This is a genomic window from Streptomyces sp. NPDC020747 (assembly GCF_044334695.1).
GTDB lineage: Bacteria > Actinomycetota > Actinomycetes > Streptomycetales > Streptomycetaceae > Streptomyces.
Map to the genome: position 1 here is coordinate 888,967 of NZ_JBIRTJ010000001.1, position 22,474 is coordinate 911,440.

11 protein-coding genes and 1 pseudogene are annotated in these 22,474 nt (G+C 69.9%); 7 read left to right on the forward strand and 5 right to left on the reverse strand.

Annotation, left to right across the window (positions count from 1 at the left end; all coding sequences use genetic code 11):
• Positions 1–5: 5 nt before the first annotated feature.
• Positions 6–3,815, reverse strand: a complete 3,810-nt coding sequence (locus ACH4YP_RS03625) for an XRE family transcriptional regulator (RefSeq protein WP_398489153.1) — start codon at positions 3,813–3,815, stop codon at positions 6–8.
• A 201-nt stretch (positions 3,816–4,016) separates the two neighbouring features.
• On the opposite strand from ACH4YP_RS03625, the gene ACH4YP_RS03630 reads away from it, so the two are divergent.
• Positions 4,017–4,487, forward strand: a complete 471-nt coding sequence (locus ACH4YP_RS03630; RefSeq protein WP_398489154.1) for an RICIN domain-containing protein — start codon at positions 4,017–4,019, stop codon at positions 4,485–4,487.
• A 1,011-nt stretch (positions 4,488–5,498) separates the two neighbouring features.
• Here ACH4YP_RS03630 and ACH4YP_RS03635 read toward each other — a convergent pair.
• Positions 5,499–6,698, reverse strand: coding sequence for a hypothetical protein (locus tag ACH4YP_RS03635; RefSeq protein WP_398489155.1), 1,200 nt, complete (start codon positions 6,696–6,698; stop codon positions 5,499–5,501).
• Between the two features lie 124 nt (positions 6,699–6,822).
• On the opposite strand from ACH4YP_RS03635, the gene ACH4YP_RS03640 reads away from it, so the two are divergent.
• From ACH4YP_RS03640 to ACH4YP_RS03660, 5 genes are all read left to right on the forward strand, one after another.
• Entirely contained in the window at positions 6,823–8,430 is a 1,608-nt protein-coding gene (locus tag ACH4YP_RS03640) for a TIGR02677 family protein (protein ID WP_398489156.1), read from the forward strand.
• Entirely contained in the window at positions 8,427–9,677 is a 1,251-nt protein-coding gene (locus ACH4YP_RS03645; RefSeq protein ID WP_398489158.1) for a TIGR02678 family protein, read from the forward strand. The genes ACH4YP_RS03640 and ACH4YP_RS03645 overlap by 4 nt, the downstream gene beginning before the upstream one ends.
• Positions 9,674–13,843 carry a TIGR02680 family protein gene (locus tag ACH4YP_RS03650; protein ID WP_398489159.1) on the forward strand — a complete coding sequence of 1,390 codons (4,170 nt, stop codon included), beginning with the start codon at positions 9,674–9,676 and terminating at the stop codon, positions 13,841–13,843. The genes ACH4YP_RS03645 and ACH4YP_RS03650 overlap by 4 nt, the downstream gene beginning before the upstream one ends.
• On the forward strand, positions 13,834–15,135 hold the full coding sequence (locus ACH4YP_RS03655; protein ID WP_398489161.1) for a TIGR02679 family protein: 1,302 nt from the start codon (positions 13,834–13,836) through the stop codon (positions 15,133–15,135). The genes ACH4YP_RS03650 and ACH4YP_RS03655 overlap by 10 nt, the downstream gene beginning before the upstream one ends.
• A 652-nt stretch (positions 15,136–15,787) precedes the next feature.
• Positions 15,788–16,879, forward strand: coding sequence for a DUF5954 family protein (locus ACH4YP_RS03660; RefSeq protein ID WP_398489163.1), 1,092 nt, complete (start codon positions 15,788–15,790; stop codon positions 16,877–16,879).
• A 1,486-nt stretch (positions 16,880–18,365) separates the two neighbouring features.
• Here ACH4YP_RS03660 and ACH4YP_RS03665 read toward each other — a convergent pair.
• Positions 18,366–18,590: a hypothetical protein gene (locus ACH4YP_RS03665; protein ID WP_398489165.1), complete on the reverse strand. Its 225-nt coding sequence runs from the start codon at positions 18,588–18,590 to the stop codon at positions 18,366–18,368.
• Positions 18,591–18,650: 60 nt separating this feature from the next.
• Here ACH4YP_RS03665 and ACH4YP_RS03670 point away from each other — a divergent pair.
• Positions 18,651–18,794 (forward strand): annotated as a pseudogene (locus ACH4YP_RS03670) (YdeI family protein); the annotation flags it as partial.
• Positions 18,795–19,042: 248 nt separating this feature from the next.
• Here ACH4YP_RS03670 and ACH4YP_RS03675 read toward each other — a convergent pair.
• Both ACH4YP_RS03675 and ACH4YP_RS03680 read right to left on the reverse strand, forming a co-directional pair.
• The gene (locus ACH4YP_RS03675; protein WP_398489167.1) at positions 19,043–19,495 is read right to left on the reverse strand and encodes a hypothetical protein; all 453 of its coding nucleotides are present in this window, start codon (positions 19,493–19,495) and stop codon (positions 19,043–19,045) included.
• Positions 19,496–19,748: 253 nt separating this feature from the next.
• Positions 19,749–22,367, reverse strand: coding sequence for an ATP-binding protein (locus ACH4YP_RS03680; protein WP_398489169.1), 2,619 nt, complete (start codon positions 22,365–22,367; stop codon positions 19,749–19,751).
• Positions 22,368–22,474 lie beyond the last annotated feature (107 nt).

The window sequence follows — 22,474 nt, forward strand, 5'->3', positions numbered from 1 at the left end:
CAGGGTTACGGGCATGGGGGCCGGTAGGCCAGGTTTCCGAAGTACTTCCTCCACTCGGGGCGAGTGATCGTGGGGCGGCTGAGTCGGCATACGCGGTCGGCGACGCGTTTCGGGGTGGTCTCCCACAGGCGGGTGGTGCGGTCCGCGCCCGCGGTCACCAGGCTGTGACCGTCAGGGCCGAATGCCGCTGCGAGGTACGAGTTCTCGCTGCTGAGAGAGGCCAGCGCGTGGGGGCGGCCCGGATCCGTCGTGTCCCACAGGCGGGCGGTGCCGTCGGAGCCCATGGTGGCCAGGGTGTTCCCGTCGGTGCTGAACACAGGCGAGTAGGCGGCGCCGACGTGGCCGTCGAGGACCGCTGTCCGGTGCAGGCGGCGGCCCTCGACACTCCACAGGCGCGTCTCACCACCGAATTCCGTGGTGGCCAGGGTGTCGCCGTCCGGGCTGAAGGCGACGGCGCTGACCCCCTCGGAGAGCGCCGGTGAGGTGTCCAGCCTCTTCGGGTGGCGGGGGTCGCCGACGTTCCACAGCCGTACCGTGCGGTCCCATCCCCCGGTGGCCAGGACGGTGCCGTCCGGGCTGAAGACGGCGGCGTTGGCGCCCCTGGAGTGTCCGATGGCGGAGGTCGACTCGCGGGGGCGGCGCGCGTCTTCGACGTCCCAGAGACGCACGGTGCCGTCCAGGCCGGCGGTGGCCAGGGTGTTGCCGTCGGGACTGAAGGCCACCGTGTTCACGTGGTTGCCGTGTCCGGTGAGGGTGGCGAGCTCACGGGGGTCGCGTGGATCGCTGATGTCCCACAGCCGGGCCGTGCCATCGTGACTGCCGGTCGCCAGGGTCCGGCCGTCGGGACTCGTCGCCAGCCCGCACACAGCGTCCTTGTGCCTGGTGAGGGTGGCGAGTTCGCGGGGGCGGCGGGGAGCGGTGATGTCCCACAGCCGCGCGGTGCGATCGTGACCGCCGGTGGCCAGAGTGCGGCCGTCGGGGCTCACCGCCACCGCGCACACGGCGTCGGTATGGCCGTGGAGGGTGGCGGTGGCAAGGTCCCACAGGCGGGCGGTCTGGTCGTCCCCGGCGCTGGCCAGCGTACGGCCGTCGGGACTGAAGGCCACGAAGACGGCGGCGTCGGTGTGCCCGGTCAGCACGGCCGACCGCTGCGGTCGGCGCGTGTCGCTGATGTCCCACACCCCCACGGTGCGGTCCAGGCCGGCGCTGGCGAGTGTGCGTCCGTCCGGGCTGATGGCGACGGAACGCACGCCGTCGGAGTGTCCGGTCAGGACCACCGACCGGGCCGGTCGTCCTGGGGAGGCCAGGTTCCACAGCCGCACGGTCCGGTCCCAGCTCGCGCTGGCCAGCGTCTTTCCGTCGGGGCTGAACACCACCCAGCTGACAGCGGCGGTATGGCCGGTCAGGGTGGCCGACCTTCGGGCGCCCCCGGAGGCATTGAGCGTCCACAGTTGTACGGCGCGATCGAAGCCGGCCGCGGCCAGGGTGCGGCCGTCGGGGCCGAAGGCCACGGAGACGACCGCGGCGCGCGTGTCGTCGCCGGCACGCAGCGTGGCCGTCGCGCGCGGGCTCCGCGGATCGGTGACGTCCCACAGCCGCACCGTGCCGTCGGTGCTCGCGGTGGCGAGGGCGGTGCCGTCCGGGCTGAACGCCACGGCGTTGACGTCGCCGGTGTGGCCGCGCAGCACGGCCGTACGATGCGGCCTGCGCGGGTCGACGACGTCCCACAGCCGGACGGTGTCGTCCCAGCTCGCGGTGGCCAGTGTGTGGCCGTCGGAGCTGAAGGCGACGTGGCTGACCTTCTCGGTGTGCCCGGCCAGGGTGGCCAGCGGGCGTGGGCGGTGGGGTTTGCCGATGTTCCACAGTCGGGCGGTGTTGTCGTTGCTGCCGGTGACCAGCGTGCGGCTGTCTGCGCGATAGGCCACGGCGTTGACGTTGTCGGAGTGGCCCGTGAGCCGGGTCGCGTAGGGGGTCGCGAAGGCGCTGAGCAGACTGCTGCGGGCCTCGGTGGTGGGGGCCAGGCGGTAGGCGGCGAGGCTGAGCTGGGTGGCGAGCGCCGGGTTGGTGGAGCGCAGTGCGGTGGCCTGGTCCGCGACCTTCTGGGACAGGGCGATGTTGCGCTGCCGGGTGGCGGTGCCCTGCGCGCGCACCGCGTACAGAGCGGTGGCCGAGGCCGTGACCAGAAGCACGGTGAGCAACAAGGTGAGCCGGCGCAGGCGGCGGGCACCGCGGCGTGCGGCGGCTTGTTCGCCGTCCGCCGCGGTCCGGCTCACGTCGAGGAACTCCCGCTCCTTCACGGACAGGGAGCCGCGGTCGAGCGCCGCGGCCATGTCCAGCCGCGTGCCTCGGTACAGCGCACCGGGATCCCGCCCCAGCGTCTCCCACGCGTGTGCCGCGTCGGTGAGCTGACGCAGGACCCGCAGGGCATCCCGGTCCTCGCTCAGCCACCCGTGAAGCCTGGGCCAGCAGCGGATCAGCGCCTCGTGGGCCACCTCCACCCGCTCGTGCCCCAGTGTCAGCAGCCGCGCTCGGGCCGCCCGGTCCAGGACACCGGCGATGTCGGCGCCGTCGGACTGCCCGGCCAGCCCCTCCAGCTCCTCCAGACGTGTCGGCCGCCTGGTGTCCTCCGTCCCGTCGCCCAGCGCGGTCAGCCGCACGAACACCCGCCGCGCAAGCTTGCGTTGTTCCGGCTCCAGCTGTCCGTAGAACTCCTCCGCGGTGCGGGCCAGGCTGCCCTCTAGTCCGCCCGCCGCCTCGAACGCCTCCAGTGTCAGCGCGTTGCCACGGCGCCGCCGCCAGGTCTGCAGCAGGGCGTGCGACAGCAGCGGAAGCATGCCGGCCTGGCCGTGTGCCTGTGCGGTGAGCGATGCCAACAGCGCGCCCTCGATGGTGCAACCGGCCTGCTGGGCCGGTCTCACCACGGCCCGGCGCAACTCCTCGATGTTCATCGGCCCGACCGGCACCTGCGCGTCACGCATCGCCTCCACCAGCAACGGATGGTGGGTGCAGTGGGCATAGAAGTCGGCGCGCACGCCGAGGACCACCCGGCACCGGCCGGACTCGGCCGAGGCCGCGGTGACCAGTGCCTCGATGAAACTCCGCCGCTCCGTGTCGTCCCGGCACAGCGTGAAGGTCTCCTCGAACTGGTCGACGACCAGCACGATGCCCCCGTCCTCCTGAGAACGGACGCCGATCTGCCGCACCAGCCGGTCCAGGTTCTCCGGGTCGCGCCGCAACTCCCCGTACAGTCCGCCAGGCGAGACGCCCGCCAACGCACCCAGCCGCACCGCGCACTCCTCCAGAGGCCGCGGCCCCGGCGCCAGTACCACCACCGTCGCCTCGGGCTGCAGGCGCGGCACCAGCCCCGCCCTGAGCAGCGACGACTTCCCCGAACCCGAAGCCCCGATCACCACGACGAACCGCCGGCTCTCCAGCCGCCCGGCCAGCTCCTCCACCAGTTGCTCCCGGCCGAAGAACCATTCCGCGTCCTGCTCCCGGAAGGAGCGCAGACCCGCATACGGCTGGGGAGTGCCGGGCTCCTCGGCGGGCTCGACGACGGCATGCCCTTCGCCGAGCCGCACCGCCGCGTCCCGCCAACGGCGCTCCCAGGCCGCCACGTCCCCGTCACAGGCGCGTACGTACGCCAGTGTCACGGCCAGCGTCGGCAGCCGCTGCCCGGACGCAGCGGAGGACAGGGTCGAGATCGAGTAGTGCGCCCGTTCCGCCAGCTCCCGATAGGGCGGGGTGCCGGCTTTCTGCCTCAACTGCCGCAGCCCCGCGGCCAACTCGCGTAACGGCCCCTCTCCGGAGTCCAACGGCCTCTCCCTGCGCGGCATCGCCGCACCTCCCCCTTGACGTTCCCCCGTGTCGCAGTGGTCGCTGCGTCGTCACATTTTTCAGGAGTTGTTTGTTCGGCACCAGTGACCGAACGCGAACAACACGTGTGCCGCTACACCTTGGGGCGAACGGTCCGGCGGCACTCCGCACCGGGCCCGGTTCCATGGAGGAGAGAACACATGAGGCGAAAAAGGCTCGCACTCGCGGCGGCAGGCGGCGCACTCGCACTGAGCAGTGCGCTGGGTGGTGCGCTGAGCACGCAGGCCATGGCGGAGGACGCGGGAGAGGTCACCGTGCTCGCCCCGCAGACGTACCAGAACATAGGAACGAGCCGCTGTCTGGACGACAGCGACCGCGGATTGCGCGCCGTGGGGTGCCACGGCGACACGACCCAGCAGTGGACCGTACGCGCCATCGGCGGGGTTCGCGAGCTGAAAAACGTCGCCACGAGCCGTTGCCTGGACGACAGCGACCGCGGGTTCCGCACCGTGGGGTGCCACGGCGGCACGACCCAGCAGTGGACGGTGACTTCGCTCGGGGGCGGCGCCATCCAGTTCAAGAGCGTGGGCACCGGCCGCTGCGCGGACGACAGCGACCGCGGGCTCCGCACCGTGGGGTGCCACGGCGGCACGACCCAGAGCTGGAGGTAGACGGTCCGAGGAGGGGACGGATACGTCAGGCGAAGCGAACGCAGCCGAACGCCGGACCTGACGACCGTGAAACACGGATGGTGCCGACCGAAACCCGGCCGGCACCATCCGTGTGCGTAAAAACTGTGTCCGAGGGGGGATTCGGCCACTGACGATACGGTCGTGATCGCGCAGGGAAGGCTCGAGCTGACTGGAAGCCGACCGGGCCGCACGTGACGATGCGCATCCTGGCAGCCTCCGACGGTCAACTCAGTCACAACACCCGGCTACGCCACGGGACCCGCTACCGCGGCTCCCGCACTTCCCGAACTCAGCTACGAGCTCTCCAGGTTGGACATCAGCCGAAACGCCCGTCAGTGTCCGGCGACATCGCCAAGAGCTGCGCATCGGTCCGCACTCAGCGGCCCGGATCCACGAGCGGCTCGCCGACAGCTCGACACCGCCAGCAACGCCCGACGAATCGCTCTGACATGGGCCGACGCCGAACGGCTGCCAGCGCTTGACTTCCTGCCCGCATCCGAGCGTCCATAGTCGTGGCCGACACGCCAAGCAATCACGGACCATCCCGATCGCCCACGCCGTCGACCATGTCCGCCCGGAACACCCGCGATGCGCACGCGCCTCACCCGCTTCCTCCCCGCAGGAAACGAGGCCCCTTCATGCCCGACACCACGATCGCCCAACAGCTCGCGAACTGGTCACCTTCACCGAACCAGCCACCGTCGACACGGCTTCGGCGACGGCGACGAAGGGCACCGTGGGCTGCCCCGGCCGTTCGGCGGCACCCGGTGGACGAGAGGGGCGCCCGCCGCCTGGCCTTCCAGCCAGCTGCGCAGGGTGGACTGCGGGATCTGGAGGTACTCCGATGTCTCCGTGGGAGTCAGCAGAACCTGTGTGAAAGGTGCCGACCATGACAATCCGCCTCCTTTCGTCAAGTGACCGTGCCGTCGCATCGTGACACATCCAGCATGCGACCGGACCGGTACGGGCCCGTATGGGCAGGGCCCCGGATCAGGGGTGGGGAATACCGATCTTGTCCAAACGGCCCAGGAGCGCCGGTTTGGCCCGGTGGGCCTCGCGCAGCGCCCTGGTTCGGCGGTGGTAGTCGGCCGACGCCTGGGGAGTACGGGCCGCTGCGTCCCGGAGGTCGGTGAGAAGGGTGACCGCCCGGTCGTAGGCGGCGGGCTTCTTCTGCCCGATCAGGTTGTCAATCTCTTCCCAGAGCGGCCCGGGGGCGGTGGCGACCTTGTCCAGGTGCGCGGCACGCTGCTTCTCGGCTGCCAGACGCCGCTCCTGCTGTGCCGCCGCACGGACCCGCCGTTCGCGCTCGATCCGTCCGGTGCGGTGCCGGTGAGCAGCGTCGAGCAGCTCGGCGGCGTTGCGGCGTGCGTGGGCAGTGGTGTCGTCGGCCCGAGTGTGAGCGGCGCGGAACCGTCTCATCAGTTGTGGCCCCACATGAGCCGCTCCGCCGAGGGCGACCTCCACCAGCAGGGCCTCCTTCTGCGCGACGGGCAGGGCAGCGATGAACGCCGCCAGCGCCTTGTCCTGGTCGGCCGGGGCGGCACCCGTGAGGGAGGCGGAGGCCTCGGTTGCGACGGCCAGCAGGTCTTCGTCCACCCGCAGAAAGTTGGCGAGCATCCGCTGAGGCCCTGTCAACTCACCAAGTCCGGCCGGCACCGGCGGCTCCACTGCGCGGACGTACTCCTCCTCGTCGTCCTCGGCCAGCTCCCACACCCGCAGGCCCGCCAGCCACGCCAGATACAGCGGCCTCAGGTCCCCGGCGGCGAGATCGACGCGCAGCTGCGCGAAGCCCCCCAGCGTCCAGGACTCCATGGCGTCCCAGTCCTCGTACTCCGCCCCGCCGTCCTCGGCGGCGTCCAGACAGAAGTCGACCAGGGTGAAGCCTCCCTTGACATGGACGCTGAGGGACTCCTCCAACGCGTACGGCTCGACCGCCTTCTTGGCCAGGGCCGCGGTGGGCAGCCGCAGCAGCAGACGGCGCGAGCCCCAGTTCGCGAAGTAGAGGTGTGCGTCGTAGAACTGCTCCACCATCTTCGTGGTGTTCCCGTGGAAGTCCCCGAAGTGGTACTCGTTGACGAACCGTGTCGAGGTGATCTCCGCACGCGTCGACAACGCCCGCACCTGCGCCTGCTCGTCCTGGGTCAGCGGCCGGTCGACGGCCAGGAACTCGTAGTACTGGTACTCACTCACGCTCCTGCACCCTACTCACCGCTCACCGGCACGGGTGGTCCGGGAACGCGAGGGCGGCTGCGCTGCGTGAGGCTTCAGCCACAGGTCCCGGAAGGATGAACGGGTCAGGGACAATGGCGGGGCGATGACGACTGATCCCTCCCGCGATCCTTCCCGCGAGGCACGCGTTGACCGTCCCGACTACGCGCCGTTCGCGCATCTGACGGTGCCCAACGCCGATCTGTACCGGCTCGTCATGGGTGCGTTCCTGGCGGCCAAGGAACGGTTCGCTGTGCACCTGCGTCCCGAAGACGTGTACGCGGCACTACCCCCGCAGCGCCGACCGGTGGAGGCGGACTCCGTCGTCAAGGCCCTGGACTCCCTCGTCGAGTGGGGAAACCTACGGGCTGATCCGGACACCGCACGGGTCACAGCGGTCGAGGACTTCTACCGCAAGCGGTTCATCTACCAGCTCACGCGGGCGGGTGAGGCCGCCGAGGAGGCGCTGGCCGGGTACGACGAGGCGCTGGGGCGGCGCGGCGCGCTGCAGGCGGTGGCGCTGCACGACATCGTCACCCAGCTGCGCGCCCTGCTGGTGATCGCTGCCGAGGAGGAACCCGACGCGGCCAAGGCCCACCTGGCGCTGTCCTCTTTGACGGGCCGGTTCGAGGCACTCGCCGAGAACGCACGGGCTTTCATGGGGTCGCTGCAGCGCACCATCGACCTGCACGGCGTCGAGGTCGAGGCGTTCCTCGCGTACAAGGACCAACTGATCCGGTATCTGGAGCGGTTCATCCAGGATCTGATCACGCTGAGCGGCCGGATCGCTCTGTTGATCAGGGAGCTGGAGGGGCAGGGCCAGGTCCATGGGCTGCTGCGGCTGGCCGCAGTCCGGGAGTCGGCCGACGCGGCTCCGGACATGGCCGAGAGCGCCGAGGCGCGGGCGTACGTGCGGTGGCTGGCGCGCTGGTCGGGGCTCGCGGCCTGGTTCGTGTCCGGGGACGACCGCGAGTCGCAGGCCCGTTTGCTGCGCGGTCGGGCACTGGGCGCGATTCCCCAACTGCTCGCTGTCGTACGTCAGTTGAACGAGCGGCGGGCCGGGCGCTCCGACCGGTCGGCGGATTTCCGTACGCTGGCCCGCTGGTTCGCCGAGGCGCCGGACGACGCCGCGCGGCACCGGCTGTGGCGTACCGCGTTCGGTCTGCATCCAGCCCGCCATCTCACCGTCGACGCCGACACCCTCGCCGAGCGGGCCACCCGTCCGGTGCCGGCGTCCACACCGTGGGCCGAGGCCGAGCCGCTGCGGATCAGTCCGCAGCTGCGCCGCACCGGGAGCTACGAGCGGCGCGGCAAACCGCGCAGGGTCCAGGACCGTTCCGAGGAACGCCGGCTGCTCGAAGAGATCGCCGCCAAGCAGACCACGGAGATCACCGCGGCCCGCGCCCGCCTGGAGACACCCGGGGTCACCCGCCTGTCCGGCCTGGGCGAACTCGACCCACTCGCCTTCCGGTTGTTCCTGCAGCTCCTCGGGGACGCCTTGGCCACGTGGCGGCCCGGCACCACCTCGACCACGGCGACCAGCAACGACGGCTCGATGGAGATCCGGCTCACCGCGCTCGCGGACGGCACCACGGCCGAAGTCCACACTCCCGGCGGCGTGTTCCACGGCCCCGACCACATCATCGAGATCACCGATCTCACCCGCGAAGTCCCCATACCGAAGGCCGACGCCCCACCGCAGGAGGACCGATGACGACACCCCTGGCCGAGGTGCTCGACGGCCGCCGCGCCGCGGACCTGCAAAAGGCCGCGCGAGCCCTGCTCAAGGAACCGCTGCTGCTCGCGCACGGGTCGTACGCCGACGAGTTCCGCCTCGTACGCCAGCACGCCACCGAACTGCGTGACTGGTTCGACCGCAACACCGGCTGGTCCCTGCGGGTGGACGCGGAGGCGGCCCGGCTGCGCAAGACTCCGGGGGCCCTCGCTGACGCCACGCATCCGGCGCGGGAGGTCACCGGCGCCCGTGCCCCCTTCACCCGCCGCCGCTATGTCCTGCTGTGCCTGGCGCTGGCGGCCCTGGAGCGCGGCGAGTCGCAGATAGCGCTCGGCCGCCTCGCCGAACAGGTGGTCCTGGACGCGGCCGATCCGCAGCTGGCCGCGGCGGCGGTGCAGTTCACCCTGGAGCGGCGCGACGAGCGCCTCGATCTCGCGGCGGTGGTGCGGCTGCTGCTGCGCCTCGGGGTGCTGCGGCGGGTGGCCGGGGACGAGGAGGCATACGTGAGCGGGAACGGAGACGTCCTGTACGACGTGGAGCGCCGCGTCCTGGCGGGGCTGCTCGCCACCCGCAAGGGCCCGTCCACGGTCACCGCACAGGACTTCGAGAGCCGGCTCACCGAACTGGTCGCCGAGTCCGCCCTGGACAGCGACGACCTGCGCTTCAGGGCCATCCGCTGGACGCTCTACCGGCGCCTGCTCGACGATCCGGTGCTCTACTACGAGGAGTTGAGCGATGCCGAACTGGTCTATCTGACCCGGCAGCGCGGCTTCATCACCGCGCAGATCACCCAGCTGACCGGCCTGGTCGCCGAGGTGCGCGCCGAGGGCATCGCCATGGTCGACCCGCAGGACGACCTGACCGACGTCCGGATGCCGGAGCAGGGCACCCACGGGCACATCACCCTGCTGCTCGCCGAGTACATCGCGACGGCGGCCGGGCCGGTCACCGCCTCGGACCTGGAGCGGCGCGTACGCGAACTGGCCGCTGAACATGCCGGGTACTGGTCGAAGACCGCCAAGCAGCCAGGCGCGGAACCACAGCTCGTGGAGCAGGCGCTGGCCAAGCTGACCGCGCTTGGCCTCCTCACCCGCACCACTGACCGGGTGGAGGCTCGCCCGGGTCTTGCCCGGTACGCGGTCGGCGAGACGGTCGTACTCGAACCGGGTACCCGCACGGGCGCGAAGGCGCCACTGCCCGCTCAGCGAAAGGCGCGTACGCGTTGACCAGCCAGGCCGCCCACACCACCGAAACCCTGTCCGCCGGTCTGCCCGTCCCCGCCCCCGGGCGGTGGCGCCCGCTGCGCATCGGTCTGGTCGACCTCTTCTACTACGACGTGGAGGAGTTCTGGTTCCGGGACGGCAGACTCCTGCTGCGTGGCAACAACGGCACCGGAAAGTCCAAGGTCCTGGCCCTGACCCTGCCGTTCCTGCTCGATGGCGACCTGTCCGCCCGCCGGGTCGAGCCCGACGCGGACCCGGGCAAGCGGATGGAGTGGAATCTCCTTCTCGGCGGGGAGCACCCGCACCCCGAGCGGCTCGGCTACACGTGGATCGAGTTCGGCCGTCTCGACGAGGAGAGCGGGCAGGCTCACTTCCGTACGCTCGTCTGCGGCCTGAAGGCGGTCGCCGGGCGCGGCATCGCCCGCCACTGGTACGCCGTCACCAACCAGCGCGTCGGACCGGAGCTGAGCCTCCTGGACGCGACGGGCACCGCGCTGTCCCGGGACCGGCTCGCCGAGGCGGTCGCCGGGCGGGGCATGGTGTACGACCAGGCGAAGGTGTACCGCAGGGCGGCCGACGAGGCACTGTTCGGGCTCGGCGAGCGGCGGTACGCGGCCCTGGTCGACCTGCTGATCCAGCTGCGCCAGCCCCAGCTGTCCAAGCGGCCCAGCGAGGCGGCCCTGTCGCGGGCACTGACCGAGGCACTGCCCCCGATGGACCAGGCGGTGATCGCCGACGTGGCCGAGGCGTTCCGGTCCCTGGACGAGGAACAGGACGAGCTGCGGGCGGCCACCGAGGCGGAACGGGCCGCATCCGCCTTCCTGGACCACTACCGGCGCTACGCCCGCATCGCCACCCGCCGCCGGGCCCGGCTGCCGCGCCGGGAGCACGCCCGCTACGAGCAGTTGCACCGCGACCTCGCACAGGCCCAGGCGGAACGCGAGCAGGCCGAGGCCGACCGTCAGGCGGCGGCCTCACGGGTCGCGGAGCTCAAGGAGGCGGCGACCCGGCTCAAGGCGCAGGACGCGGCGCTGCGCGAAGGGCCCGAGATGCGCAGCGCGCGGGAGCTCGAACAGGCCGCGAAGGACGCCGAGCGCACGGCGGGCGACCTCGCCCTCGCCGGGCAGGACCGGGAGCGGGCCGCGCACGCCCACACCAAGACCCTGGGAAGACTCCACTCGGCCCAGAACCGACTGGCGAGCGCCGAGAAGCAGCTCGCGGACATCCTCGTACGGGAACGGGAGACGGCCTCGGCCGCCCGGCTCGACGGGGTGGCGGACATCGAGGTCGGCCCGGAGGCCGCACTGCGGCGCACGGCGGCCCAGTCGGTCGAGCGCGGACGGCGCGCAGTCGATCACCTGGAGCAGCTGGCCACGCGGGCCGAGGCAGCGGCGGCCGAACGACGTGTGGCCCAGCGAGGCCTGGACGAGGCCGACGCCGAGGCCACCGCCGCCGCACAACGCCAGGCGGAGGCGGGCGAGGCGGCGGCCGCCGCCGGTCGGGCCCTGCTGGATTCCGTACGTGAACATCTCGACGGCTGCACCGAGTTGGCGCTGCCCGACCCCGCGGGCCTGCTGGACGGCCTGCAGGACTGGGTGACCCATCTCGACGGCCCCTACCCGGCCCGCGCGTACGCGGCCGGCGCACATCGCGCACAGGACGCGCGCCTGGCCGACCGATGGGCCGCTCTCGGGCAACGCCTGACCGGAGTGGAGGCGCGGCGCACCGAGACCGAGCGGGAGCTGTCCGAGCTGGAGGCGGGCGGTCGGCGCGGTCCCACCGCGCCGTACACCCGGGCCCCTGGTGTACGTGAGCAGGCCACGGGGGCACCGCTGTGGCGCCTCGTCGACTTCCACGAGCACCTCACCGACGCACAACGAGCAGGTCTGGAAGCGGCGTTGGAGGCATCGGGTCTGCTGGACGCGTGGGTGCGCCCGGACGGCACAGCGACGCACGCCGACGAGTACGGGCACGACGTACTGCTCTCGCCGCGGACCCCGCTGCCGGGGGCCACCCTCGCCGACGCCCTGCGCCCCGCCGTCGACCACGGCGACGCGCGGGCGGCGGCCGTGGGCGAGGAGACGGTACGCCGGCTGCTCAGGGCCATCGGGCTCGGCGTGAACGGCGACACCTGGACGGGTACGGATGGTCGCTTCCGGGTCGGCGCGCTGACCGGCAGCTGGTCCAAGCAGAGCGCCGCGTATGTCGGCGAGGGCGCCCGCGAAGAGGCCCGCCGGGCCCGGATCGTCGCACTGCGCGACGAACTCGGCTCTCTCCAGGGCGAGTCGACAGCGCTGCGGGGGGAGCGCGAGACGGTGACGCGGCGCCGCGCCGCCCTGGACGGCGACCTGGCCGGCGTTCCCGACGATGTCGTGCTGCGCCAGGCGCACGAGCGGACGGCCGCCGCCGCGGACACGGCTCATCGGGCCCGGCAGCGTCAGGACGAGCGCGCCACCGAACTCGCCGAGGCGGCCCGCAGGCAGGCCGAGACCGAGACCGAACTCACCGACACCGCGGCTGCCGTGCACCTGCCCGCCGACCGGCCGGGGCTCGTCGGCGTGCGCGATGCCCTGCACGCGTACGACCTCGTCCTCGCGGACCTGTGGCCCGCCCTGCGCGAGCGGGCGGACGCGGCCCGCTGGGTCGGCGAACTGCGCGGCGAGGCCGAAGAAGCCGGCGCCCAGGTGGCCGAACTGGCGCTGCGCACCGAGGGGGCGGCGCACCTGGCGACCGCCGCGGCCGAACGGCACACCACCCTGCGCTCCACCGTCGGCACCGCCGTCGCCGAACTGGAGCGGCGGCTGACCGGGACCGCCCGCGACCTGGCCGACTGCGAGCGCGAGTCGCAAGCGGCGACCGAGGACCAGAACCAGGCGAACGAGAGTGCCTACGAGGCCAAGGGCACCATCAAGCAGCTGGAAAAGGACGTCGCCGAAAGGTCCGCCGCCCGCACCGACGCCATCGCCGCCCTGCAGCGCTTCGCGTCGACGGGTCTGCTGGCCGTCGCACTGCCCGAGGCAGACGTACCCCCGCTGGACGACGGGCCGTGGTCGGCGACCCCGGCGATCGCCCTGGCCCGCGGCGTCGAGACCGAACTGACCTCCATCGACGACTCCGACAGCGCCTGGGAACGCGTACAGAAACAGCTGAGCGAGGAGCACAAGAAACTACAGGACTCGCTCTCCCGGCACGGACACACCGCCTCCCTGCGCCCCGCCGAGGACTGCATGGTCGTCGACATCGTCTACCAGGGCCGAGAGCGGGCTGTCCCGGAACTCGCCCAGGCCCTCGCCGCCGAGGTCGAGGAACTGGCCCGCATCCTGTCCGCGCACGAACGCGAGATTTTGGAAACCCACCTGCTGACCGAGGTCGCCGGCACTCTGCAGGAACTGATCGCGACGGCCGAGCGCCAGGTACGGGACATGAACGCCGAACTGGAGGAACGCCCCACCTCCACCGGTATGAGACTGCGCCTGGTGTGGCGGGCCTCGCGCAAGGCGCCCGCGGGACTGGCCCCGGCACGGGAGCGGTTGCGCCAGTCCGCCGACGCCTGGACCCCCGAGGACCGCGCGGCGGTCGGCGAGTTCCTCCAGGAACAGATCGCCCGCCGGCAGAGCGAGGACGACACCGGCAGCTGGCTGGAACTGCTCACGGCCGCTCTGGACTACCGGGCCTGGCACGAGTTCGGCGTCGAACGCCACCAGCACGGCACATGGGTACCGGCCACCGGACCGGCCTCCGGCGGCGAGCGCGTCCTTGCCATGTCGGTCCCGCTGTTCGCCGCGGCCTCCTCGCACTACGCGAGCGCGTCCGCCGAACACGCGCCACGACTGATCACCCTGGACGAGGCGTTCGCCGGCGTGGACGACGACTCCCGCGCCAAGTGCCTGGGCCTGCTGCACGCCTTCGACCTGGACGTCGTGATGACCAGCGAACGCGAATGGGCCTGCTACCCGCAAGTTCCCGGCATCGCCATCGCCCAGCTCTCCCGCGTCGACGAGATCCCCGCGGTCCTGGTCACCCGCTGGGAGTGGGACGGCACCCGGCGGAGCCGGGCCGCCGATCCGGAGAGCCTCGTGCCGACCGGTCCGGACGCCGGCCCCTCCGGTGCGTCGGCATCCGGCACCGGCACCGGCACCGACTTCGGGCGGGACGCGCTGTGGCAGTGACCCCCGTGCCGGAGCACGACGGCCCCATCGACCACGACATCGACCACGACCGGCTTCGGCGCCTGCTCGGCGACCCCGAACTCGGCTGGCTCGTCGAGCGGATCCGCCGCCGTATGGAACGCGAGGAACCCCTCACCGGCCCCGTCTCCCTGTCCGCCCCCACCGACGCGCAACGGGCCGCGGCCGAACGCCTCCTGGGCCGTCCCCCGCGCGCCGGACGCTCGCTGACCGTCCGCCTCGAAGCGGTGGACGCCGTGCTGCGGCGCTCCGCGATCAGCCCCGCAGGCCTGGCCGCCGCCGTCACCGAGCTCACCGGCACCGTCACCCCGCTCAGCGAGACACGACGGCAGGAGACCCGGGCCTGGGACGCCGCCTACGCGCCACTCGACACCCTGAGCCGACAGCAGCCCGAACTGGCCCACTGGGCGGCGCAGTTGCGCAAGGACGGTCTGGTACGCCGCCTCGCCCGCACCCCGGACGCCGCCCGCACCCTGCTCGCTGAAACGACGCAGGCCCTCGGCGCACTCCCCGCACACCCCCCGACACCCCTGCCCGTCTTCGCGACCAGGGCACTGGGCCGCGCCCACGCCCTCGACGACGGCACCCCGCACGCAACCCTCGTCCTGTCCGGCATCCGTGCCCTCACCGGCTGCCCCGACGGCACCGGCGCCGAGTGGAGACGTGCGGCCTGGGCCTCGGCCGGTGTCCTCAAGGACGCCCTCTCCTCCACCGTCCTCACCCTGAACCTGCGCGGCACTCCCGCCCTCGACCACCTGGCCGAGGAGGGAGAGCCCGCCGTGGTGACCCTGCGCCAACTCACCCTGCGGCCACCACGGACAGCGCCCGCCGCCGTGTACATCTGCGAGAACCCGGCCGTCCTGGCCACTGCCGCCGACACGTACGGCAGCGCCTGCCCACCCCTGGTCTGCCTCCAGGGCCAGCCCTCCGCCGCCGCCCTCACACTGCTCGGCCGGCTTCACGACAACGGATCCTCCCTCCACTACCACGGCGACTTCGACTGGGGCGGCCTGCGCATCGCCACCACGCTCCTCGACCGCGTCCCCTGGCAGCCCTGGCGCTACACCACCGTCCACTACCGCACCGCGGCCGCCAACACGCCCGCGACCGCACCCCTCGACGGCACACCCACCACCGCACCATGGGACCCGGACCTGGCACCCGCCTTGACCGAACTCGGCGTGCGCGTCGAGGAGGAGACAGTCCTGGCCGACCTGCTGGCCGATCTCGCGCCCCGTGCCCCTGACGGGAAAGTCAGCCACTCGGCCAGGTAACGCACTGGTCCGCCGGTACCCGCTCAACAGCCACTTCCGGTTCTGCGGTCGCTCCCCACGAGGCCGAACCCGCCCCATGGCCACAGTGGAGCCAGCCAGAGGCGCAACGCCGCGGCATCCCACTGGATCGGCGCGGGCATCCCGGACAAGGCCGCAGGGGCCGTTGCCTTCCTTGCATACACCTACCGGCGGCAGTCGCGCTTCGAGACTCTTCACGAAGTCCGTGCGGGGTGAATCCCGGAGCCGATCCGTGCACAAGGTGTTGCGCCCGCTACGGTCACCCCGAATCGCCTCTCACTGTCAGTGGCGCCCCGTAACGTTTGTGTCATGAACGAGAGGCGCAGGACCTGAGCCGAACAGCTGGGCGTGCCGCTGGAACGGGTGCCGGAGAACTGCGGCAGACCGACCGCCAAGGCGGTGCGGGCGGCCCGCGCCAGTCCGCCGGGCCGGGCCCGGCTGTGAACGGCTGGGGCGCCGTGTCCGCCTGCGCGCCGCAGGGGGGGGCGGGGGCAGGGCACAGAGGCAGTGCCCGACGCCACGGCAGGGGAGAGCCCGACTGTCCCATGGCGCACCACGGCCGGGCGCAGGGAGCGGGGTGGTGATGTTCGTGAACCCTCTGACACCGCACGCCAACCGCGGCAACAATGCGTACGTGAGTGATGACTGGATGCGACAACTGGAACGGGCCGCGGCCGAACTCCTGCGCCGGGACGACCCGGTGGCCCTGGTCCGCGAGGTTGACGCACTCAACGCCTCAACCCGCTTCCCCTATGTGTGGCCGCGCGGACCGGTGTTCGGTGTGGCCGCGCTCGGCCCGGAACCCGATGCCCGCTGGCGGCTGGTGTCCGAGGCCACCGACGGCACCCCGCAAGAGGCCCGGGACGCCCTCAACTCTCTGTTGTGGTTCCAGGCGAAGGACGAGGCCGGCACCGTCCCCGAGCGCCGCGAACTCCTCGCGGCCGTACACCTCCTGGAGTGCGAGCGGATTGACGAGCTGACCGTCCTCGGCACCCGCTACCGCGTCGTGCGCGGCGACGAGTACGCACACTGCGGCCTGACCGAGGGCCCGGAGCCACCCCGCCCCACCGACCCCGAACCAGCCGACCGCTCCTGGCACCACCAGCCCGGCCGCGCCCGGACCCTGCCCGACATCGACCACGCCCTCGATGCCCTGATGGGCGATCCCACGACGTCTCCCGGCGTCATGGCCGAAGGCAACCGCCAAGCCCTCCGGGGCTTCACCTACGAGGGCGAGCACGTCCCGCCCGCCATTCGTGCCGAATCCCAGCAGGCGGTCCTGGGTCACCCTGAACTCGTCCTGCTCCCGGTCAGATTCGGCGTCGTCAAGCAAACCGGGCCCGGCTGGATGCCAGCCGGCCGCCTCCAGCCGACCCCGCACGACGCTCGCCGCGTCCTCCACAACGGCCTGTCCGGGATCTGGGCCGACATGGACGACCTGGACACCGCGACCCGCGACGCCTATGCACGCGCCGCCGAACACCTGGAATCCACACCGCACTTGAACGAGGTGACGGTCCAGGGCGACACCTACCGCATCTGCCGCGTCGAACGCATGCTGCGCACCGGCCCCGACGGCCCCGAGCCGCCCCGCCGCTCCGACCCGGAGACCACCGAGCCGATGCGGATCCGCCCGCTCCTGGACGAACACGGCGTCATCCAGCCCGAGCCCGACAGCATGAGCACGGGCGGCGATGACAGGCCGGACGACGGAGAGCCGCACTGAGCCGGCCGTCCGCGCGCAGCGACAACAACGGCGCGGATCGCGGCATGCTGTCACCACGGCACCACCCAGCCAGCGTGGAGCAGTCGCCTTGCCATCCGTCTGGCGGCCCGGCACGCGGGACCGGACGTCGCTCCGGTGACATGCGCTCAGTACGCGCGGCGCCTGCTCCTGCGCACCGATGACTCCGAAGCCCCTGGCGAGGCAGTCTGGTGGGTGAGCAAGGTTGTGTCCGGCACGGCCCAGCAGATACCAGATGCCAGGGCTCGGACACTCCCTGACCTGACCCCGAGGCCCACGATGACGACCACGACGCGTACCGCGCGCTCAACGATGCCGGCATTCCCTCCCCCGGCAGGACGGACCCGGAGCGCAGCCCGCACCGACCACTCGCTCCTCAACCCGGACAACACCATGCTCGGGGGCGCGACGTGATGCGCTGGAACCCCCGCGAGGAGTGGGCGATCTCGCACTACCCCGCCCGCCCCGCTCTGGTGAGCGCGACGGACTTCGTTCGCGTCCGATCCGTCCGCGCCACCGTCCAAGTGCCCAGGCGCACCTACCGGCCGGCCGGAACGGTCACCTGCGGGATCTGCGGACGGCGGATGGAGTCCTGCTGGGTCCACCAACATCCCACCTACCGGTACCGGTACGGCCACTCCAGCGCCCCCCACCGGACACAACACGGCCGCGCAACGCCTATGTCCGCGAGGCGCAGATCTGGGCGGCGCTGCCCGCGCTGCAACTGCGCGCACCACGCGAGGAAGGGAGGCGGACAGCGAAAAGCACCCGCCTCAGCCGAAGGCCGAGATCGGGTGTCGATCGATGCTGCTCGGAAACCGGGCCGCATATATACAAAATGCGTCCGAGGACCGACACTCTCCATACGCACATGCCGGTGGTGCGAGGCGAATTCCCGCTTCCCTGATCGTCACTGTCTCGGGCCCGTATGGCCGCACGGCGTGCAGACCCCTCTCACCGCCGATCGGCGCTAACGGTGCCCGTCGCTGCTGTTCACCACGGTCCACCCGAAGTGCGAGCAACCGGCATTGCGACGCCGTTCCTGGGCCGGGCCCGCTGCGCGGCGGCGGTCAGCAGATCCTGTTCCACGCACAGGAAGGCGGCCAGCGCGCTGCGGGCCGGTCAGCGCGGCCGGCCCAGGCGGGCACAGGAGGCCCAGCGACGAGGCTGTGCTCCTCCTCGTCATCGTCCCTCAGCTCCCACCGACCCAGGCCGGAGAGCCAGGCGAGGTGCAGGGCCCGCAAATCGCCATCCGCGCCCGCAAGCGGCCGGATGCTCTGCGCCCCTGCTTCCTTCACTCCCGGTTCGCGTCTGTCCCGGTCGCCCGCCGCACCAGGGACAATGGCACCACCTGGCGAGTGTCCCCAGCCAGCTGGATCCGCGAAGCGCAACTGTCGAGCCTGGGAAACATCGGTTGGACCCGTTCCCGGCCCTGTCTCGGCCGGTACTTGCGCCTGCTATGCCTGCCTCATGGGAACAGCGCAAGCTGTTCGTCCTCCGGTGCCTGAGCGAGGCCTGGTTCTTCCGTGAACTCCGGGTCCATGTCCGCCGTCTCGGTGTCCACAGTCTCGGCGATTACGCCGAGCGCCGCCACCAGTTGCTGCCCTTCCGCTGTGTTCTTCAACTGCGGTTCGACGACTTCTTCAGGGGCCTCTTCGTCATCGGGTCCGGACTCTGCGACGGTCGGCAGCACGTAGTGCTGAGCGAGGGACGCCAGGTGCAGAGGCAGCGGCAGTGAAAGCTCGTCCAGGTCCCGGCCGCGGCGGCGTTCTTCGAGACGCTGGACCGGCAGAACCGCTACGCGATCCTGTACCGGATCCAGGACGCCAAGATGGCCGAGACCCGGGCGCGCCGGATCGAGAAGTACGTAGTGATGCTAGCGAAGGGCGAGATGCTGACCCGTAGTCGCGGAGCGGGTCCGTGGCCGTGTGGGCTCCCGGCGTGCCTGCGGCCGCGGCAGCAGCCACCAGGCGTGATCACTGAGCGTGACGAAACGTCAGAGGCCCTGAGCAGGCGCACCGCTCAAGATAAGACCCCGTTTTGTTGCCGTCTCGCCCTGTCGTGCGACGTGGAAACGGCCGACCGAGGCATCCTCGGAGACAAGCGCCAGGTTTGTTCCCAATGTTGGGAGGGCCATTCACCTCCTCATCCCTGTCGTGGCGTATGAGCGCCGGGATCGGCTGGTGACGCGGACGCAGCGCTGAAGGAGACTCCCGAGAAGTCTCTGCCTTGCAGCGTCGGCCCGTTGAAAGTGCCACCACTGATCGTGTTACTCACGTCGCCGTCGCCCGCACGCACCGACTTCGCCGCCTCGAGCCACTGTTGCAGACCGACGCGGAAGTCCCCATCCATGGCGGCCCGTACCGCCAACACCGTGCTGAGTGCCTGAGCACGCGCCTGATCGGCCGGAGCCCGTTCCAGACCTGCGAATTCTGCCTCGCCCGAACTCACCGCAGAAACGTCCGCAGTGCCGAGGCCCCGCTGGAACGGGCGCCGCACCAGCTCACTTAGCCCCGTCCACACCTGCTTGCCGACCTCACCACCGGCTCCACCCGCCAACGCCGCCAGCAGTCCAACCGATACGGATCCACCCTGCACCGCCTTCCGTTCCTGCCTACACATTCAGCAGGAGTAGACACGCTACGAAGAGCCGTGGTTCCTCGTAGGCCAACTAGACAAAGTTCGGCCGGACCTTTGTTGAGCGGCCTCCCGGAGGAGCCGCCCCCAACACGCCATATACCGCGCAAACCAACATCATCCACCGCAGGTAGCGGAGGAGCCCGACAGCCACCGTGGGAGATCATCGCTGAGCCCACGAGTCCGGGAGTCGATCAAGGTTTGAAAGCAGGTATTACTGAGAAATCTGGCCCTGCAGCGCTGCACTGAGGTTGATGGCTGCCATATACTCGCGATGCTGGTCTCCGATCTCGCGGAATATGGCAGCAGCAGAAGCGAGGTTAACGACGGCCTCGTCGAACCGTCGAATAGACCTGAGAGCAAATCCCCGGTTGGCTAGCGCTACCCCTTCACAAGCTGCATCGCTAACTTCTCGCAGCGTGGCGACAACGGGGGTGAGGACAGCAATCGCTTCATCGAAATATTTCAACTCGACCAAGGAGGCCCCGATGCTTGCTTGCGCCAAAGCTTCGTTGTGAATGTCGCCAGACGTGTGGAATATTGCTGCTGCGGCCTTGTGCGCATCCAATGCCTCTTCAAATTTTCGCAAGTCCTGCAGGACCTCACCAGCCTCAGCCAGCGCAACGCCCTTGCGATAGTAGTCGCCGATCCCACGAAATATGGAGGCAGCTTCTCTTTGAGTGTCGATGGATTCCTCGAAGCGGTACGCCTGCCTCAGAATTGAGCCGAGGATAGCCAAGGCCCTACCTTCAAGCTGGCGATCATCTACATCGCGAAGGACAGCGACAGCTGTGGCAAGGACTTCGAGGGCTTCGTCTGTGCGGTTCACCTGCCCCAAGGTCTCACCAAGGATGCTTAGTACTGAGCCTTCACGACGACGTTCACCCGTCTCTTGAAAAATTTCCATGGCAACAGTAAGCGCGTTGACGGCGTCCTCAAACCGACCGAGCTTCGCCCAGGTTTCCCCAAGTCCGAGAAGAGACATGCCTTCGCGTCTGCGGTCGCCGATTCTTCGAGCATGGGACGCAGCGCCGGCTAGGACACTGACGGCCTCCTCATACCGCCGCGTCGACGTCAGAGCCAGCCCGAGGTTGGTCAGCATCACGACCTCGCTTTGGGGAGAAGCCCCTGACAGCTTGGTCATGGATGACTTGAGAACATCAACAGCTTCATCGTATTGCCGCGCGTCAACCATCACAGCACCCAAGTTGCAGAGCACTGCACCCTCGCTATTGACATCGCCGACCTCACGGAAACAGGAGGCCGCAGCCTCAAGAAGGCCGATGGATTCCTCAAACCGCCGCGCCTCTTTCAAAGCTGAGCCGAGGTTACTCAGCATCCTTCCCTCGCCGTCGCGATCACCGATCCTGCGTGAGGCTGCAAGTGCCGTCGTTCCGACTTCGACCCAGTCGTCAAGATACCGAGATCGATGAAAGAACCAACTTAGGTCAGCAGCAAGACTCACGGCTGTATCATCACGGCCGTCATCCGCAGCAACAGTGACGATCCCAACCAAGTTGGCTCGTTCAGTCTCCAGCCATGCCAACGCTTCATCGTGGTCGGCGAACAGAGAAGGGGACTCACTGCGGGCTTCAATCCTGTCAACAGCCGCCTTTGCGGTGCGATCGTAGTGATCTATCAGCCGAAGGTTGGCTTGATCCCGTAGGTCTTCATGAGCATGCCTTCTCCCGCAACCGTCGGCGTAGAGCCTGATCAAGTCGTGCATACGCCAGCGGCCCCAGACGTCTCCTGGGTCGACCAGGTGGGCTCGCGCGAGGTCGGTAAGCACCTCGTCGGCCAAATCTTCGTCGATATCGGCAAGATGCGCTGCGGCTTGACTCGATATATCGGGACCCGGATTGAGAGGGAGCAGACGAAAGAGCCGAGCTTGCGAGGCCGTAAGCTGCTCGTACGACAAGTCGAAAGACGCCTGCACTGCTCGGTCCTCCCGACAGAGATACCTGAGTCGGGTATGTGCTTCAAGTAGGGATCTCTTGACGGAGACAAGTGGCCGACTCGGCATGTCTGCGAGCAGGGCTGCACAGATGTCTAACGCTAGAGGCAATTGACCGCACAGTTGCGCAATCTCAGTAGCATCTGTCGGCGCGTCGTCGACACGTGTATCGTCATATCCTCGCGCCCGCCACAAAACCTGCCGAATCAAGTCTACCGACTCGGATGACGTCAGCACAGCGAGGTCGTAAAGGCGAGCATCGATGTCGAGGGTGCCGCGAGAGGTAATCAGCACTGCGGTGGAGGCGTCGCTGGGCAACAGCGGGCGAACCTGCGCCGCACTACATGCATTATCAATAATGACTAGGATTCGTCGCCCATGCTCGGCATAAGTGGAAAGCACCGTGCGATAAAGCCGGGCACGGTCTTCTAGCTCATCCGGCACATGTTCCCGAGGGATGGCAAGGGCACGCAAGAAACTACCCAACGCCTGATTGGGGCTAAGGCGACGCTCGTCGTCGTAGCCCTGTAGATCTACGAAGAGCGCTCCGCCGGGGAACCAGTCCGGCTCGTCGAGAGCACGGTACGCGGCTTGCAGGGCTAGCTGAGTCTTACCCACACCTGGCAGTCCGGATATCGCGGCCATTGCCGCCCGACAGGACTGATCAGGAGCGAGAGCCTCCAATAGTTCGGCCAGTTGATCCTTACGACCAGCAAACGATCGAGGGCGAGGTGGTAGCCCAGACAGTGCAGGAGCGATCTGCTCGGGGAGCTGGACCGTGATGTCACGACCTTGGATCACGGCACCGACGAAGAGCCCGCCCGTGATCTTGTTCGAAACGGTGTCATTGCCGTCGCCACGTCGAACCTCGTCGGTCATGACCTCTGCACCACTCCCACGCTGCAACCTCCATACAAACATGTCTAGTTGACTCACATCGTTTCAGAGAACGTTACATCGCACGCGACTTCGCTCCCTTCGGCAGA